The sequence below is a fragment of the Methylolobus aquaticus genome (assembly GCF_054172105.1).
Genome location: NZ_JBSYXP010000011.1, coordinates 41,172 through 58,039 on the forward strand (window position 1 = coordinate 41,172; position 16,868 = coordinate 58,039).

Consider the following 16,868-nt stretch of genomic DNA (forward strand, 5'->3'; position numbering starts at 1 on the left):
GAGAAGGCGGGATGAAGTTCTGGAGCCTCTGGTTCGTCGCGACGATCGTCGCGGCGATCATCGTCTATTTCTTCGCCGTGGGTCTGAGCGACGGGACGGTGTCATCGTTCAACCTGGGGCTGTGGGTTGCGATCCTGCTGGTCGCCTTCGCCGTGACCGGCGGCAGCCTGTGGCTCAAACTCGCGGGACGTCAGGGATGGGCGAGTCTAGTGGCCTCAGTGCTCGCCGTGCCCGGCTTGTTGGCGGCGCTGTTCGTGATGGTGGTCCTGCTGACCAATCCGCGCTGGAACTGAGGCAGGAGGGCGCGTCGACTACGACAGAGCGCAGTCGAATCACTGTCCAACAGGAAACCTCCCTCCTGGCCGAAGGCTCGGGACCCCATCGCGGGCGCCCCGAGTTGGCGTCTCGCCTAGCCGCGCTTCGCGGCGAGCTTCTTCTCCCACTCCAACGACGTGCGGACGATGAACTCCAGATTGTCGTATTGCGGCTTCCACCCTAGACGTTCGTGGATCTTGTCGACTGCGGCGACCAGTTCGGGCGGATCGCCGGCCCGGCGCGGATGTTCCTCCGCGAGGATCGGCGTGCCGTTTACCTTGTTGACCATGTCGACCACTTCGCGGACGCTGTACCCGTGTCCATAGCCGCAGTTCAGCGTCGCGGAGTCGCCGCCTTCCCGCAGGTAGATCAGCGCCTTCACGTGGGCGTCGGCCAGATCGCTGACGTGGATGTAATCACGCACGCCGGTGCCGTCGGGAGTCGGGTAGTCCGTGCCGAAGATCATCAGCTTCTCGCGCTTGCCGACGGTGACCTCGGCCGCCACCTTGATCAGCAGCGTCGCATGTCGCGTGGACTGTCCGATCTCACCGTCGGGATCGCAGCCGGCGACATTGAAATAACGCAGCACGACATGCCGCAGATCCGAGGCGGCCGACAGGTCGCGCAGCATCGTCTCGCTCATCAGCTTCGAGGTGCCGTAGGGGTTGATCGGTGCGAGCGGGGAGTCTTCGTAGCAGTAGGGCCCGGTCGGAATGCCGTAGACGGCGGCCGTCGACGAGAAGATGAAATGCTTGACGCCGGCCTCGTTGCAGCATTGCAGCAGGTTGCGCGTCTTGCAGGTGTTGTTGCCGTAGTACTTCAGCGGTTGTGCGACCGATTCCGGCACGATCGTGTGCGCCGCGAAATGAATGACCGACTCGACGTCGTAGTCGCGGAGCAAACTGCTGACCAGTTCGGTATCCCCGGTATCCCCCTGCACGAAATCGCCGTACGTGACGGCATCGGCGAAGCCCGTCGACAGATTGTCCAGCACGACCAGGCGCTCACCCATCGCCCCCAGCTGTTTGACTACATGACTGCCGATATACCCGGCTCCCCCGGTCACCAGTACGCCGCGTTGACTCATTTCATCCCCTGTTTTGGTTGGATCGGTAAAGTCTAACCGGTTGAAGTGAAAGGTTCAATCAGTACCCGGTCGCCGACGCCGGTACCGCGGTTCTCGGCCGGCAGCACGATGAAGCAATTCGCCGCGCTGAAGGCCGCCAAGCGGTCGGCATCCTGGCCACCCACCGCAGCGACGGTCAGCGTGCCGTCGGGCTCGAGACGGTAGGTGCCGCGCTGGAACTCCATGCGGTCGGTGCTCTTTTTCAGCGCCCTGACGCAAACCGCCGGCAGCCGCAACGGCGGCTCCGGCAACGCGCCTGCCAGCCGCAACAGTCCCGGGCGCACTAATTGCAGGCAGGCGACCAGCGCCGAGGCTGGATTGCCGGGCAGCCCGAATACATGGCAACCGCCGATCCGGCCGTGCAGGAACGGCTTGCCGGGTTTCATCGCGATCTTCCAGAAGTTGATGCGCCCGATCTCCCGCAGGGTCGGCACGACATGATCGGCATCGCCGACTGATGCGCCGCCTATGGTCAGGATGACGTCGTTCCAGGTCGAGGCTTCAAGCAGCGTGACGCGGAGAGTCTCCGGATCGTCTGGACAGACCCCGAGATCGCTCAGCACCACGGGCAGCGGCTGCAGCAGGGCGCTGATCGCAACACGGTTGCTGTCATAGATTGCTCCGGGTTGTAAGGCTGCGCCGGGTGGCGTCAGCTCATCGCCGGTCGACAAAAGACCTACCCGAACGCGCCGCAGCACCGAAAGCCTGGGTATCCCCATCGATGCGATCAGGCCGAGATCAATGGCCGACAAGCGCTTCCCGGCCGGTAGTGCGCACTGACCGGCGGCGAGATCCCGTCCGGCTGCCCGGACCCAGGCGCCGCTCGGGATCGGGCCCGCGACCTCGATCGCGTCACTTCCGGCTGCGACCGCCTCTTGAATGACCACGGCGTTGGCGCCGATCGGCATGACCGCCCCGGTGAAGATCCGGACGCATTCGCCCGGACCGACCGTCCCGGCGTAGGGCCGCCCTGCCCAGGCCGTGCCGATCACCGCCAACCGTGTGATGCCAGGCGAGACCGTATCCTCGCTGCGGACCGCGTAGCCGTCCATCGCGGAATTGTCGAAAGGGGGGCTCGCGATTGGCGCGACAAGGTCTTGTGCCAGCACCCGTCCCAGCGCTTCGCGGCCCCTCACGCCCACACGCTCGGTTTCGGCCAGCGGAACGAGATGCGCCTGCAGTCGTTCCTGCGCCTGATCGAGAGTCAGCAGCGGATCGCCGTCTGCCGTGTCACAGGCCGCATTCGATGACATGCAGAATCTCGCGGCAGATGAAGGCAGCGATCCGGTCGGGACGATTCAGATCGAGTCTTGGTATCGGTGGCTCCGGCAAGATAGGCGCATCCGTTGCGATCGCGATTATCCGCGCATCGTCCGGGAACAGCAGGGGCCGCCCGAGGGCCGGCCGATGCAGTTCGATCTTCGGGAAGGCCTCCTGCTTGAAACCCTCCACCAGGATCAGGTCGACGGCGGTCCGGTCGAACAGCGCGAGTTCCTCGGCGAGCCTCGGTTCCCGCGGTTCATCCCATTCGGTGATGATCGCGCGGCGCTGGTTGGACGACAGCATCACCGGGCTGGCTCCAGCGGCGCGCAGCGCATAGCTGTCCTTGCCGGGCTTGTCGATCTCGAAGGCGTGGTGGCTGTGCTTGATGACGCCGACCCGGACACCGCGACCCGCTAGCAGCGGGATCAACTGGACCAGCAAGGTCGTCTTGCCGGTCCCGCTGAACGCGGCGAAACCGAGCAGCGGCACCGGGGGGTGGTCGAGGTCGATCATGGCAGTGGCGCGAGAAGTGGGTTCAGCCGACCAATCCGTAGTAGTCCCGATACCAGTCCACGAAACGCGCGATACCTGTCTCGACGGAGGTCGACGGCCGGTAGCCGGTGTCGCGGATCAGGTCGTCGACGTCCGCATAAGTGTCGGGCACGTCGCCGTCCTGCATCGGGCACAGATTCTTGATGGCCGGTTTCCCGAGACACGATTCCAGCACCTCGATGAAGTGCAGCAGTTCTACCGGCTGGTGGGCGCCGATGTTGTACAGCCGGTAAGGCGCGCGGCTGGTGCTCGGGTCCGGTGCGTCGCCCGACCACGCGGGGTCGCCTTCAGGGGCGCGGTCCAGCACGCGGACCACGCCATTGACGATGTCGTCGATGTAGGTGAAATCGCGGCGATGATGCCCGTAGTTGAACACGTCGATCGGCTCACCGGCCAGGATGCGCCGGGTGAAGAGGAACAGCGCCATGTCGGGCCGTCCCCAGGGGCCGTAGACCGTGAAGAACCGCAGACCGGTCGTCGGCATGCGAAACAGATGGCTGTAGGTGTGGGCCATCAGTTCGTTGGCTTTCTTGGTCGCGGCGTAGAAGCTGACCGGATGGTCCACGTTGTCGTGCACCGAGAACGGCATATGAGTATTGGCGCCATACACCGAACTGGTCGAGGCGTAGACCAGATGCTCCACCGCGTGGTAGCGACAGGCCTCGAGCACATTGGCGAATCCGACCAGATTGGCCTCGACGTAGGCCTGCGGGTGGGTGATCGAGTAGCGCACGCCGGCCTGGGCGGCCAGGTGGATGACACGCTGTGGCCGGTGTTCGACAAAGCTGCGCAGCAGGCGCTCGCGATCCTCGATGCCGTAGCGCTCTTCGCGGAAACCGTCGCGTGCGTTGAGGCGCGCCAGTCGCGTCTCCTTCAAGCGCACGTCGTAGTAATCGTTGACGTTGTCGATGCCGATCACTTCATCGCCCCGGTCGAGCAGAGCATGCGCCACGGCGGAGCCGATGAACCCGGCGGTGCCGGTGACCAGAATCTTCATGCTTGCCTCGGTGGATGCGCAGGGCGCCGGACTGTGCGGTCTTGTGGCTAAGTCGGCGAGGGGCCGAACCGCTGGCGCGGTTCCCGGCCGGACGTTGGGGTGTCGGGCCGCATTCCAGCCAGAAGCCACCGACCCCATCGGCTCTGCAGTGTCGCCCGTATCCCGAGCCAGCGTCAAGCCGCAGACGCGCCCCGTTCACTGGCCGTCCGGGCGGCGGTTGCGGCGCTTGAGCCACGCCGCCTTGTACAGGAGGCTGAACCCCATCCAGGCCGAGATGATCGCGACCGGGATGGCGAGGAACTGCGGATAGAACCAGGCAACTGCGGCATTGGTGAGCAGGAACAGGCCGACGCCGGCAAGCGCTCCGGCCTCGGTCGCATCCAGTGGACGGTGGCCTCCCACAGCGGCGCCTACCGTGCCGCCGAGGAGGGCTGCGTAGCGCACGGCCCCGCGCGCGCTGCGGGCCGCCGCTCGCAAGGGCAAACCTAGGCGGCGTCTTGGGTGCGAAAGCACGACCCGCTGCCGACGCCCCATGAGGATCTCGGTCGACTGTCGCAAGTCCTGCAGAAAATGTTCCTCGAGCGTCTCGGCCACGTCGGCGTTCTCGACCGTGACGTCGATCTCCCAGTTGCCGAGCAGGCTGGCGAGGTTGAGGTTGGACGAACCGACTCGTGCCCAGCGCCCGTCGGCGACCGCGGTCTTGGCATGGATCATCGGCCCGTTCCACTCGAAGACGCGCACACCGGTTTCCAGCAGCGGCCGGTACAGCGTTCGCGAAACGGTGGCGATCCACGGCAGGTCGCTGGAGCGGGGTACCAGGAGTCTTACGTCGACCCCATCCCGGGCGGCGTTGCGGAGCGCCTCGCGATAGGCGCTAGGTCCCATGAAATACGCGTCGGTAAGCCACAGTGTTTCGCGCGCCAGCGCCGCGACCAGCAGATCCTGGCGATACAGATTCCCGGCCGCTGGGCTAGTGCCGACCACGCGGACGGCCACGCTGCCGACCGGTGCGGCGGCAGCCGTGTCGTAGGCGTCGCGCGTTTCCGCCGGTCCGTCGCCGCTGTCCTGCCAGGTTTCCTCGAAGAGGGTCCGTGCGGCCGCGCCGGCGGGACCCTGTATGCGGACCCCCGTGTCGCGCCATGGCGGCTTGCCGTGTGAGGGGTCGCCCAACCAGGCATTGCCGAGACAAAGGCCGGAGACGAATGCGATATGCCCGTCGACGATCAACAGTTTGCGGTGGTCGCGGCTCAGGCTCGCAGCGGGTTCGCTGAGGCGCGGCCGGTTGCTGGCGCGCACTTCGCCGCCGGCAGCGATCAGCGGGCGAAAGCGTCCCGCCCATGAGGCCCGAAGACAGCCCAGCCAGTCATACAGCAAGCGCACGTGGACCCCGGCCCGAGCCCGTGCGGCCAGCAGGTCGATGAAATGACGGCCGGTACGATCATCAGCGATGATATACATCTCGAGGTCGATGGTTTGCCGCGCCTCGGCGATGGCGGCTTCCCATGCCGGGTAGTTCTCGCCCGCATCCCGCAGCACCTGAAGCGTATTGCCCGGGATGAGCGGTGCCCCGGTCGCCCGCAGGAAGGCGTGGTCGGCCATGAGTCGGGTCAGTTCATTGCGCGGCGGCATGGCGACGATCGGTGGGCGAAGTGGGGTGGCTGCGGGTGAGTCGTCGCCGCTTGCTGAGGGTCAAGCAAGCCTGCGGCGTCCTGGCGCCTGAATCTGTCAGGTTGGGGTCGACTGGTCAAGCGATGGCGTGGAAGCGACGAACGAAGTCAGACGGGGCACACGGCCCCGGGGGGTTAGACGATTGAAACGATGTCTTCGGTGTCCGCTTATCGTGTGGCTGCTTGCTGTCCTGCAGATTTCGGGTTGCGCCTCATGGCTGCCCGATTTCCGGCATCTGAAGGAACCCGAGGTCTCCTTGACCGGACTTGCGCTCAGTGATCCGAACCCGCTGGTACCCAGGTTCCGGGTCCGGCTCAGGGTCGAGAATCCGAACGATATCGACGTCAGCCTGGATGGCGCCGACGCGACGCTGGAACTGAACGGGAGGCCCGTAGCAACCGGGGTCAGCCGGAGTCCCCTGACTCTGAAGCGGCTCGCGGAATCGGAGCTCGATCTCGATGTCGCGGCGCAGACGCTGGGCATGCTCGAAGCCGCGGCGGCCGTGCTCGCGGAGGATCAGATCCGCTATCGGGTCCAGGGACACCTGTCGGTGTTGAGCGCACTCGGGCCCCTGGGCAGGCTGCCGTTTTCGTTCGATGGCGCGGTGGACCCGGCGGTGCTGCTCGGGCAACGGTCACCACGCTGACTGCGATTGCTGCCAAGGCCCCGGCCGGTTTCTTCAGTCTGCCAGCGCGGTCATGCCGAACGGCGTCGCCGGTCCGACGATGATCAATGTCCGTGTCGCCTCGAACTGCTCGATCTCGCCGTCGTCGCCAGTCAAGGGCCGGCCCGTGCGCGGGTCGAGTTTGTCCACCAGCCCGTAGCCGCTGCGTCCGATCAGATGGAACAGGGCTTCGGCACGGTGCTCCTCGATATGGACGCAGCCGTGCGAGGCCGGTTGACCGAGATCGCCAAGCGCCTCGCGGTCAAGTGAGGAGTGCAATGCCTTACCGCCCTGGAAGAACACCGACCAGAACATCGGGGCGTCGAAAGCGCTCGACCAGTGTCGCGACGAGAACCCAGTCGGCACGAAATAACCCGACGGCGTGCCCCATCCCGTGTCCCCGGTCGAAATCAGCCAGTAATACAGCAACCCCACGCCGCGCTGGTAGACCCGCAAGGTTTCCGGCCGGCCCCAGAAGGCGTTGTCTTTCTTGTTGACGACGACGATGACCTCGTAGCTGCGGAAAGCCGGCTCGTCCAGTGGATTCGGCAATCCGACCGCTTCGTCGAATGGCGGGTCGCGATAGGGGGGGAAACTGCGCTCGGCTGCGAAGCGGTAGTTGGCATCGGCTCCGGGATCCAGGTCGTAGCGCGGGACCGGATAGGTGCGGCCGTAGCCCTCCCATGGGGCTGCCACGGCCACGGCGGTCGCGAAGAGCATCAGCAGTGCGAACAGGTGCGGAAGAGCGGTCCGTTGGATTCGGGGATTGGTCGCCATGGCGGGACCCTCGTACGGCGGTTACATGCAGAGGCTCGGTCACCGTTCCGGTGCCTTGACCTCAAGCCTAGTCGCCGTCCCCTAGTCTCGCGGGACAGGGTTTGCCACGATCGCGGCGATGCCCGGTTTGGGCTTCCGCACCGGGCGGGCATAATACGGCTACCTCGGGGGCATGAGTCTCCCGATCAATGACAAGGGCTTGAGAGAGGTCGGGAATGAGCTTGGCGCGCGTGAGGACGGTGTTGATCTGGGGTGCAGTGGTGGTGCTGGGCGCGGCCGCCTTGGGCGGCATTGCGCTGAACCGGGGGGAGGCGGTCAACAGCCTGTGGTTCGTGCTCGCGGCCGTCTGCGTCCACGCGCTGGGCTATCGCTTCTACAGTGCCTTCGTTGCGGCCAAGGTGCTGGCCCTCGACCCGACGCGCGCGACGCCGGCGGAGCGCTTCAATGACGGCCGGGATTTCGTGCCGACCCACCGCTGGGTGGTGTTCGGGCACCATTTCGCTGCGATTGCCGGTCCCGGGCCGCTGATCGGTCCGACCCTGGCGGCCCAGTTTGGTTACCTGCCCGGCACGTTGTGGATATTGGTCGGCGCTGTGCTCGGCGGTTGCGTGCAGGATTTCGTGATTCTGGTCTTCTCGACGCGTCGCGACGGGCGCTCGCTGGGACAAATGGCCCGCGATGAACTGGGGCCGATCGGCGGCACGGCGGCGTTGGTCGGCGTGATGGCCATCATGATCATCCTGATCGCCGTGTTGGGTCTGGTCGTCGTCAACGCGATGAAGCACAGCCCGTGGGCGACGTCGACGGTCGGCGCGACCATCCCGATTGCGATGCTGATCGGGATGTACATGTACCACCTGCGGCCCGGGCGGGTGTTCGAGGCCTCGGTGCTCGGCGTCGGGCTGCTGCTCGGTGCGGTGGCTTTCGGCGGCTGGGTCGACGCGCAGCCGCAGTTCCATGGCCGTTTCGATTTCGATGGACCGCAGCTCGCGCTGATGGTCATCGCCTACGGTTTCGCCGCCGCGGTGCTGCCGGTCTGGCTGTTGCTGGCACCGCGTGACTACCTGTCGACGTTCATGAAGCTCGGCACGATCGCGGCGCTGGCCGTGGCCATCGTCGTGCTGCACCCGGCCGTGCAGATGCCGGCCCTGACACGGTTCATTGACGGCACCGGCCCGATTTTCGGCGGTACGCTGTTTCCCTTCGTCTTCATCACGATCGCCTGTGGCGCCATTTCCGGGTTTCACTCGCTGATCTCGTCGGGTACGACACCGAAACTCCTGGCCAACGAGCGGGACGCGCGGTTCATCGGCTATGGCGCAATGATGATGGAGTCGTTCGTTGCGATCATGGCGATGATCGCTGCGACCGTGCTCGAGCCAGGGGTCTATTTCGCGATCAACAGCCCTGCGGGCGTCGTCGGACCCGCCGCGGACGCGGTATCAAAGATCTCCTCATGGGGTTTCCCCGTAACGCTGGAACACATGGAGTTCCTGGCCCGGGAGATGGGCGAAACCACCCTGTTCGCACGCACCGGCGGGGCGCCGTCACTGGCCGTCGGCATGGCGAGCCTGTTCTCGAAGGCCTTCGGCGAAGGCCTGCTCTCGTTGTGGTACCACTTCGCGATCATGTTCGAGGCCTTGTTCATCCTGACCACACTCGACGCGGGCACGCGTGTCGCGCGCTTCATGCTGCAGGACATCTTCGGTCAATTCGTGCCCGCGCTCGGGCGGACCGGCTGGTATCCCGGTGTGCTGCTCAGCAGCGCGGCGGTGGTTACCGGCTGGGGCTATTTCCTGTACATGGGAACGATCGATCCGCTCGGCGGCATCAACAGCCTGTGGCCCTTGTTCGGCATCGCCAACCAAATGTTGGCGGCGATCGCGCTGTGCGTGTCGACGACCATCATCGTCAAGTCCGGCCGGGCGCATCTGGCCTGGGTTACCGGGGTGCCCCTGGCCTGGCTCGTCACCGTCACCAGCAGCGCCGCCTGGGAGAAGCTGTTCAGTGCCGAGACCCGCATCGGCTTCTTGTCGCATGCACGGGACCTGTCGGCGAAACTAACCGCCGGCGTGCTGCCACCCGAACAGGCCGCCAAGGTGCCGCAACTGGTTTTCAATGATTATCTGGATGCCGCACTGACCGCGGTGTTCCTGTGCATTACGTGGATTCTGATCGCAGACACGCTGCGGGTTTGCTTCTGCATCGTGGCACGCTGGCCGCATCCGCCGTCGAGCGAGTCGCCCTATGCACCCAGCCGGCTCGCCGAGCAGTGGGCCAGGGACTGACCCCGCGCGTGTCGGGCACTTCAGGGCTCGCGCAGGGATCGACGCCCGGCCGACGCCGCCTACACGGCAAGTGGCTTGATATGGGCCGTCGGGTTGCCCGCTGCTCCCAGGCGGCGCCTGCGGTTTCGGCAGGCAGCCGTGGTCGTTTGTGGCGGGTCCTGCTGTCGCTGTGGATCGCGTTGCTCGCGACTCAAGCGACGCCCGCTCAGACATCCTCGCCAACGGCCAAGCCCCTGGTGCAACAGATCAAGGACTGGAACGCGGTACTGAACCGCGTCCGCGGGGAGCTGGCCGATCCCGAATTGTCGGACGAACAGCTCGATGCGGTGCCAATGAGCCTCGCACCCGTTCGCGCGGAAGCCCGGATGGGTGCCGAGGGGCTGCTGCCCGAAGTCCAACAGCTGAAGGATGAACAGGCGGCGCTCGGTCCGCCTCCGCCTGCCGACGCGCCACCGGAAGCGGCCAATATTGCCGAGCGTCGCAAGGCCAGTGCCGAGCGGCTGGCAACGGTCGAGGGAGCCATCAAGGAGGCCGAACTGATCGTCGCCCAGACCGACCGCCTGCTGGACGAGGTGTCGGCGCTGCGGCGCGTTCGTTTCACCGATCGGCTTTCCGCGCGAAGCCGGTCACCGCTCTCTGCGAAGGTGTGGCAACGCGCGTGGTCTGCGATGCAGGCTCAATGGGTCACGGCGCGCACTGAGGTGGGCGAGTGGTGGACTTCCAAAGTCGCGGCCCCGGTCGGTCGGACCGGCCAATGGGTACTGCCGCTGTCCGTCGCGATTGCCGTGTTGCTCGCCTGGCCGGCCCGCTCGAGACTGTTGCGTCGCTTCGGTTACATCTCGGTTGAGGGTGAGCCCAACTACGGACAGCGTTTGCAGGCTGCGCTCTTCACCGGCCTAATCCGTTCGTTTTTGCCTTCTGCGGCCGCGCTAGCCTTCTATCTCGGGGTCAGGCAAGGTCAGTTGCTTTCGGCCGGCGGCCTCGAGATTGCCTGGGCCACGGTTCAGGCACTGGTTTTCGTGGCGTTCACCCACGCGTTTTGCTGGGGCGCGTTCGCCCCGAATGCGCCGAGTTGGCGTCTGGTACCGCTGACCGATGCGGCGGCGATGACCGTAAGCCGGACGGTGACCGGGTTAGCCGCGGTTTTCGGACTGGATTGGATCATCTCCACGCTCAACGAACAGACGGAAGTCCCGGTCGAGTTGATCCTCCTCGAAGAGTTCGTCTCTGGCCTGTTGATTGCCGCGTTGCTGTTCGCGCTGCTGCGGCCCGGGATCTGGCAGGTGCAGGACGGGTCACGCTGGCGCCGCCATGCCGCGGTGACCTTCGCGCGCGGTGTGCTGACCATATTGGTCGGCGCGATTCCGCTGACCGCCGTGCTCGGCTACGTCGCACTGTCACGCGTGCTCGCGACCCAACTCGTGCTGTCGGCGGGACTGGTGGTCGGGTTGGCGTTGCTGCGCGCGCTGGGCGACGAGATGATCGAGCATGCATTGCTGCCCGGCACACCGCTGGCGCTGCGGGTTCGAACAACGCTGGACATGACTCGCGACGGTTGCGAAATGCTGGCGTTCTGGCTCAGGGGACTGCTGCGCCTGGCGTTGTTGGTGTCGGGCCTGCTGGCGCTCCCGCTGGTCTGGGGTGCCGGTGGCCAGGACTTACTCGCCTGGCTCGAACGCTCGGTATTCGGGTACCCGTTCCCCTCGGTGAAGATCTCGCTTGCCGATCTGGTGGTGGCGCTGGTGCTGTTCGCGGTGCTGCTGCTTGGGACCCGGCTGTTGCAGCGGACGCTGGATCGGGAAATCTTCCCTCGTACCCGACTCGACGCCGGTGTCCGGAACTCGATCCGTGCCGCGGCCGGTTATATCGGCTTCACGATCGCGCTGACGTTGGCCGTCGCCACACTGGGGATCGATTTATCGAATCTGGCGATCATCGCCGGCGCGCTGTCGGTCGGTGTCGGCTTTGGATTGCAGAACATCGTCGGCAACTTCGTTTCGGGCATCATTCTGCTGGTCGAGCGGCCGGTCAAGGTTGGGGACTGGATCGTCGTCGGCGAATTGCAGGGCTACGTGAAGCGGATCAGCGTCCGGGCAACCGAGATTTCGACCTTCGACAGGGCTTCGGTCTTCATCCCGAATTCCAGTTTGATCGCGTCTCCGGTCGTCAACCGAACCTATGCCGATCCCCAGGGGCGCGTCGTTATCCCGCTCGCCGTGGCTTACGGTTGCGACACGCAGCGGGTCCGCAGCGTGCTGATGAATGTCGCGAAGCTGAACCCGGAGGTGCTCGACCATCCGCCGCCGGTCGTACTGTTCCGTTCATTCGGCGACAGTTCGCTGGCCTTCGAACTGGTTGTCTACATTCCGGACGTGAACCGCTCGATGACCGTGACCAGCGACCTGTGCTTCGCGATCGAGGAAGACTTCAAGCACGCCGGCATAGAGTTTCCCTTTCCGCACCGCGACGTGCACCTGCAGTTTCGTCAGGAGCAGATCGACCGGCTCGCCGAGGCGCTGGCCGCCATTCAGCGGCGCAGTTGATCGTCCAGGTGCGGGGCGATGGTTTCCAGCATCGCCTGATGCAGCTTCGGGTTCGCCGCGAGTATCTGGCCGTTGTCCAGAAAGCGGTCGCTGCCGGATAAGTCGGTCACGATGCCGCCAGCTTCCTGAATCATCAGCACCCCGGCTGCCATGTCCCACAGCTGCAGCCCGATCTCCCAGAAACCGTCCAAACGCCCCGCGGCCACGTAGGCGAGATCTAGTGCGGCCGAGCCGGCCCGCCGAATGCCGGCGGTGTCCTTGATCAGGGCCTTCAGCATGGCCAGATACGGGTCGATGTAGCTTTGATCCTTAAACGGAAATCCGGTGCCCAGCAGGGCGGCCGGCAGGCCGGGGTGGGGCGTCACGCGCATGCGCCGGTTCTCGAGCGTGGCTCCGGCACCGCGTTTGGCTGTGAACAGTTCCTGCCGCATCGGATCGTAGATGACCCCGACCTCGGGCCGGCCGCGATACAGCAGGCCGATCGAGACGGCAAACTGCGGAAAGCCATGCAGGAAATTCGTCGTGCCGTCGAGAGGATCGATGACCCACACGTAGTCTTCTTCGCGTGCCCCGGTGCGGCCGCCTTCCTCGCCGAGAATGCCGTGGGCGGGATAGGCCTTCTGCAGGATGGCAACGATTTCGCGTTCTGCCTGCCGGTCGACGTCGCTGACGAAATCGTTGCGGCTCTTGACGGCAATTTTGCGCGGATCGACGCGGCCGAGGGAGCGAACGATGACGTCGCCCGCGGCCCGGGCCGCCCGGGTCGCGATGGTGATCATGGGGTCCATAAGGAACACTGCTCTGGGATTGACCCGCTAGGATAGCAAAATTCTGTTACTATTCCGGGCTTTTCGTTACTGGGTAGCACTGAGCGATGCTGTCGACCATACGGATCGTGCTCGTCGGAACGACGCATCCGGGAAATATCGGGGCGACCGCGCGGGCCATGAAGAACATGGGCCTGTCCGATCTGGCGCTGGTCACTCCGCGGGTCTTTCCGGACGAGCAGGCCACCGCTCGCGCGGCCGGTGCCGACGACATTCTCGCGAACGCGGTCGTCTACCCCACCCTGTCGGCCGCGATCGCCGATTGCCATTTGACGATAGGGGCGAGCGCGCGGCTCCGCTCGATTCCATGGCCACAACTCACGCCGCGGGAATGCGCGGACCTGGCCGGACGGCAGGCGCGGGGCAGCCGCACGGCCATACTGTTCGGACGCGAGCATTCCGGTTTGACCAATGAGGAACTGGAACTCTGTCATTTCCTGCTGCACATCCCGAGCAACCCTGAGTTCTCGTCCTTGAATGTGGCGGCCGCGGTGCAGTTGGTGGCTTACGAGTTGTGGGTCGCGAACGGGAGCGGCGACGCCGCAGTGGAGTCGGCGGTACCGCTGGCAACCGGGGCCGAACTGGAATCCTTCTTCCGCCACCTCGAGGCCATGCTTTGGGATATCGGGTTTCTGCACGAGCGCAGGACGGGCGATTCGACGATGCGGCGTTTGCGCCGACTGTTCAACCGCTCGCGTCTGGAAGAACCGGAAATCCATCTGCTGCGGGGGATTCTCACCACCATGCAGTTCCGATTGAAAGGCGCCAAAGAGTAAGCGGACCCATGCTACAGCGTCTTCGAGACGAATTCGGTGTCATCTTCGAGCGGGATCCGGCCGCGCAGTCTTTCTGGGAGATCATGACGACCTATCCGGGTGTGCATGCCGTGCTGGTGCACCGGCTCACGCACCGGCTGTGGAACAAGGGTCTGCGCTGGCCAGCTCGAATGATCGCAACGTTTTCGCGCTGGTGGACCGGTATCGAGATTCACCCCGGGGCGCAGATCGGGCACCGCTTCTTCATCGATCACGGCATGGGCGTGGTGATCGGAGAAACCGCCGTCATCGGCGATGACTGCACGCTCTATCACGGTGTCACACTGGGTGGCACGAGCTGGAAGAAGGGCAAGCGCCATCCGACCCTGGGCAACGGGGTCGTGATCGGTGCCGGCGCGAAGGTGTTGGGACCGATATCGGTTGGTGACGGCGCACGGATCGGGTCGAACTCGGTGGTGCTGAAGAGCGTGCCCGCCGGTGCCACCGTCGTCGGTATTCCGGGACATTTCGTGAATCCCGATCGCGAGGCGCAGGAAGAGCGGCGTCGCTCGATCGCCAGCCGGATTGGTTTTGACGCCTACGGCATGACGCCCGATATGCCCGACCCGGTGGCGCATGCCATCAATCACATGCTGGATCACATCCAGAAGCTGGACGAGCAGGTTGAAGCGCTGCGGCGCTGTGTGACCAATCAGGGCATCACGCTAAACGAGCCGCCGTTGCCGGAACTGGAGCCCTGTCAGCTCGATCCGTGCGTCGACAAGCCCGACAAGTGAGCCACTGCCTTTGGGAGCTCTGGGAAGCGTGGCACGGGTAGCGCCTCGCGTTAGCTTCCTCCGCCTCAAGCGGATTCCCGATGCGTGACCTGACACTGGCTGCAGGCGGTTTCCTCCGGTTCTCGCGTCAGTGCTGAGGCAGCCGCCAGTTCGGGGACACCAAGACCCACTTGCGGCGTGAGGCGCCTGGCATAGGCCGCGGGTCGTCCAGCCGCGTCGAATCACACAGTGGGGTGTGTGCCTGAGCATACTTTTCCGGGTGTGGATAAGTATTTGCCCATAGGCTGTATGAGTCGCAAGCCGCCTGCCCGGACCGAGCGCATTCGATTGGTGCATGCCGCATGGAAGATCCGCTGTGAATGCTGGTCGAGTTTTATTACGTTATTGTCTTTAAAGTATTTATATGCTCTTTGGCGCATGCGCCTCTTCCGCGATGAACGCGTCTTGCGTCCTTCAGGGTTGACGCGAGGCAGCGCTTGGGGTAGCTGCTGGCCCCTTGGTGCCGCATGAGTTGTCCACAGTTTCTGTGGATAAATCTGTTGACAGTGGGCCCGTAATTGCCTTCAGCCGGCGCCACCCGCGGGGTGTCTTACCCCTGTAAAATTTGTGACCAGAAATCTGGTAGCCTACGTCCGAAGTCCTATCGTGGAGCCTCTCAGCATGTCGCCATTCGATTTCGATGCCGAAGTCGTGACCCCCAGCTTTTCGATACCCGTGCTCGTGGATTTCTGGGCCCCCTGGTGCGCCCCCTGTCGAGCGCTGACGCCTGTCCTGGAGCGCATTGCGGAACGCCACCATGATCGCCTCGTACTGGTCAAGGTCAACACCGAGGAACAACCGGAGGTAGCAGAGCGGTTTCGCATTCGCAGCATTCCCAACGTCAAGCTATTCGTCGACGGCGAGGTGGTGGACGAGTTCTCCGGTGCACTCCCCGAGAATCGGATCGAGGACTGGCTGCAACGGACGCTGCCGAGCCCCCGAAGGGACCAGTTGCAGCGGGCGGAAGAATTACTATCCCTCGGCAAGACAGCCGAGGCGATCCCTCTGTTGCAGGACATACTCGCGGAGGAACCCGCGAATCTGGCCGCTCGCTTGTCGCTGGCACGGGCACAACTCTTCACGGCCCCGGCGGCTGCAACTTCGGTGCTCGCAGCGATCGGTCCCGGTGATGACGGATTTGCGATGGCCGATGCGATCCGCACACTGGCCCGTTTGCTCGAACTGGCCGATGGCCAGGCAGACTTGCCTGAGGGAGCTGTCCGGGACGCGTACCTGGCTGGGGCGGAGCGGCTGAAACAAGCCGATTTTAAGGGCGCCTTCGAAGGTTTTATCGACGTGGTGCGAAAGTCACGCAGCTACGACGATGACGGTGCTCGCAAGGCGTGTGTGGCCCTGTTCCGCTACCTGGGCGACGACCATCCGCTGACCCGCGAATTTCGCGGTGCGCTCAGCAGTGCCCTGTATGTCTGATACGCTGACCCGGAGAGGTGTCGCCTTGAGTCTGGCCCTTGCGACTGCCGCATGTACCGCCGTATCGCAGCCCGATGGTCCGCCCGCGCCGGATCATCCGGTCAGAGACCCGGATCTGGTCGAACTGGTCACACTCGATCCGACCATCAAGCTCGATGTGCGGTACGCGACCGTGAACAATTTCATCGGACGTGCGGTCTATCCGGAAGGCCGTGTGTTCCTGCAGCGCCCAGCGGCCGAGGCGCTCGTGCGCGTGCACAGGGCGCTGCAGTCCGAGGGTCTGGGCTTGCTCGTCTACGATGGCTACCGACCCTGGTCGGTCACCAAAGTCTTCTGGGACTCGGTTAGCGGCGACAAGCGTAACTTCGTCGCCGACCCCAAGCTGGGGTCACGACATAACCGCGGTTGCGCGGTCGATCTGTCTCTGTATGAACTGGCCAGCGGACAGTCGGTGGCCATGCCGACGGATTATGATGAGATGACCACCCGGGCCTACCCGGATTACGGCGGCGGAACGCCTGAATCCCGCCGTTATCGCGACAGACTGCGTGCGGCGATGACTGCCGAAGGTTTCACCGTGCATCCGCGGGAGTGGTGGCATTACGATTTCCGGGATTGGCCGGAGTACGGTGTGCTGGACGTGCCTTTCGGGTCGCTGCGACGCTGACGGGGTCTTTGCGGCACAGCCGTCGATCGACGCCAGGCAGGGTCCATTCGTTAAGGTCGCTGCAATGCCGGTGCGCGGGCCCTGCGGTCGTTTTCGATTCTGATGTTTGCCGCGCTGAAGAGGTCACGATGGAAGTGGCGTTGGCTGGCAGATCCTTTT

15 protein-coding genes are annotated in these 16,868 nt (G+C 64.7%); 8 read left to right on the top strand and 7 right to left on the bottom strand.

Annotated elements, in window-relative coordinates:
* Nucleotides 1-11: 11 nt before the first annotated feature.
* A complete protein-coding gene (locus tag ACW73L_RS15080; RefSeq protein WP_498923170.1) occupies nt 12-293 on the top strand; it encodes a hypothetical protein in 282 nt (93 codons plus the stop codon).
* Nucleotides 294-409: 116 nt separating this feature from the next.
* On the opposite strand, the gene galE is transcribed toward ACW73L_RS15080, so the two are convergent.
* The 5 genes from galE to ACW73L_RS15105 all read right to left on the bottom strand — a co-directional run bounded on the left by galE (nt 410) and on the right by ACW73L_RS15105 (nt 5,882).
* Nucleotides 410-1,402 (bottom strand): UDP-glucose 4-epimerase GalE, encoded by a 993-nt coding sequence (gene galE / locus ACW73L_RS15085; RefSeq protein ID WP_498923172.1) that lies wholly within the window; start codon nt 1,400-1,402, stop codon nt 410-412.
* Between the two features lie 32 nt (nt 1,403-1,434).
* Nucleotides 1,435-2,694, bottom strand: a complete 1,260-nt coding sequence (gene moeA / locus ACW73L_RS15090) for a molybdopterin molybdotransferase MoeA (RefSeq protein WP_498923174.1) — start codon at nt 2,692-2,694, stop codon at nt 1,435-1,437.
* Nucleotides 2,672-3,217, bottom strand: a complete 546-nt coding sequence (gene mobB, locus ACW73L_RS15095) for a molybdopterin-guanine dinucleotide biosynthesis protein B (RefSeq protein ID WP_498923176.1) — start codon at nt 3,215-3,217, stop codon at nt 2,672-2,674. Before mobB ends, moeA begins: the two co-directional genes overlap by 23 nt.
* A 22-nt stretch (nt 3,218-3,239) precedes the next feature.
* Nucleotides 3,240-4,253 (bottom strand): NAD-dependent epimerase, encoded by a 1,014-nt coding sequence (locus ACW73L_RS15100; RefSeq protein ID WP_498923178.1) that lies wholly within the window; start codon nt 4,251-4,253, stop codon nt 3,240-3,242.
* 195 nt (nt 4,254-4,448) lie between these two features.
* Entirely contained in the window at nt 4,449-5,882 is a 1,434-nt protein-coding gene (locus ACW73L_RS15105; protein ID WP_498923179.1) for a phospholipase D-like domain-containing protein, read from the bottom strand.
* Nucleotides 5,883-6,093: 211 nt separating this feature from the next.
* On the opposite strand from ACW73L_RS15105, the gene ACW73L_RS15110 reads away from it, so the two are divergent.
* Nucleotides 6,094-6,567 (top strand): LEA/WHy family protein, encoded by a 474-nt coding sequence (locus tag ACW73L_RS15110; protein WP_498923180.1) that lies wholly within the window; start codon nt 6,094-6,096, stop codon nt 6,565-6,567.
* Between the two features lie 33 nt (nt 6,568-6,600).
* On the opposite strand, the gene ACW73L_RS15115 is transcribed toward ACW73L_RS15110, so the two are convergent.
* Nucleotides 6,601-7,362 (bottom strand): L,D-transpeptidase, encoded by a 762-nt coding sequence (locus tag ACW73L_RS15115; RefSeq protein WP_498923181.1) that lies wholly within the window; start codon nt 7,360-7,362, stop codon nt 6,601-6,603.
* 215 nt (nt 7,363-7,577) lie between these two features.
* Here ACW73L_RS15115 and ACW73L_RS15120 point away from each other — a divergent pair, with 215 nt between their 5' ends.
* Both ACW73L_RS15120 and ACW73L_RS15125 read left to right on the top strand, forming a co-directional pair.
* A complete protein-coding gene (locus ACW73L_RS15120) occupies nt 7,578-9,650 on the top strand; it encodes a carbon starvation CstA family protein (RefSeq protein WP_498923183.1) in 2,073 nt (690 codons plus the stop codon).
* Nucleotides 9,651-9,730: 80 nt separating this feature from the next.
* Nucleotides 9,731-12,193, top strand: a complete 2,463-nt coding sequence (locus ACW73L_RS15125; protein WP_498923184.1) for a DUF3772 domain-containing protein — start codon at nt 9,731-9,733, stop codon at nt 12,191-12,193.
* Here ACW73L_RS15125 and ACW73L_RS15130 read toward each other — a convergent pair.
* Entirely contained in the window at nt 12,178-12,981 is an 804-nt protein-coding gene (locus ACW73L_RS15130; RefSeq protein ID WP_129884699.1) for an inositol monophosphatase family protein, read from the bottom strand. The two genes, ACW73L_RS15125 and ACW73L_RS15130, sit on opposite strands and share 16 nt — an antisense overlap.
* 86 nt (nt 12,982-13,067) lie before the next feature.
* Between ACW73L_RS15130 and ACW73L_RS15135 the strand changes: the two genes are divergently transcribed.
* The 4 genes from ACW73L_RS15135 to ACW73L_RS15150 all read left to right on the top strand — a co-directional run bounded on the left by ACW73L_RS15135 (nt 13,068) and on the right by ACW73L_RS15150 (nt 16,709).
* Nucleotides 13,068-13,796, top strand: coding sequence for an RNA methyltransferase (locus ACW73L_RS15135; RefSeq protein ID WP_498923186.1), 729 nt, complete (start codon nt 13,068-13,070; stop codon nt 13,794-13,796).
* Between the two features lie 8 nt (nt 13,797-13,804).
* A complete protein-coding gene (cysE, locus tag ACW73L_RS15140; RefSeq protein WP_498923188.1) occupies nt 13,805-14,572 on the top strand; it encodes a serine O-acetyltransferase in 768 nt (255 codons plus the stop codon).
* Between the two features lie 660 nt (nt 14,573-15,232).
* Complete coding sequence (gene trxA, locus ACW73L_RS15145) at nt 15,233-16,042, top strand: thioredoxin (RefSeq protein WP_498923190.1); 810 nt, start codon at nt 15,233-15,235, stop codon at nt 16,040-16,042.
* A 25-nt stretch (nt 16,043-16,067) separates the two neighbouring features.
* On the top strand, nt 16,068-16,709 hold the full coding sequence (locus tag ACW73L_RS15150) for a M15 family metallopeptidase (protein ID WP_498923192.1): 642 nt from the start codon (nt 16,068-16,070) through the stop codon (nt 16,707-16,709).
* Nucleotides 16,710-16,868 lie beyond the last annotated feature (159 nt).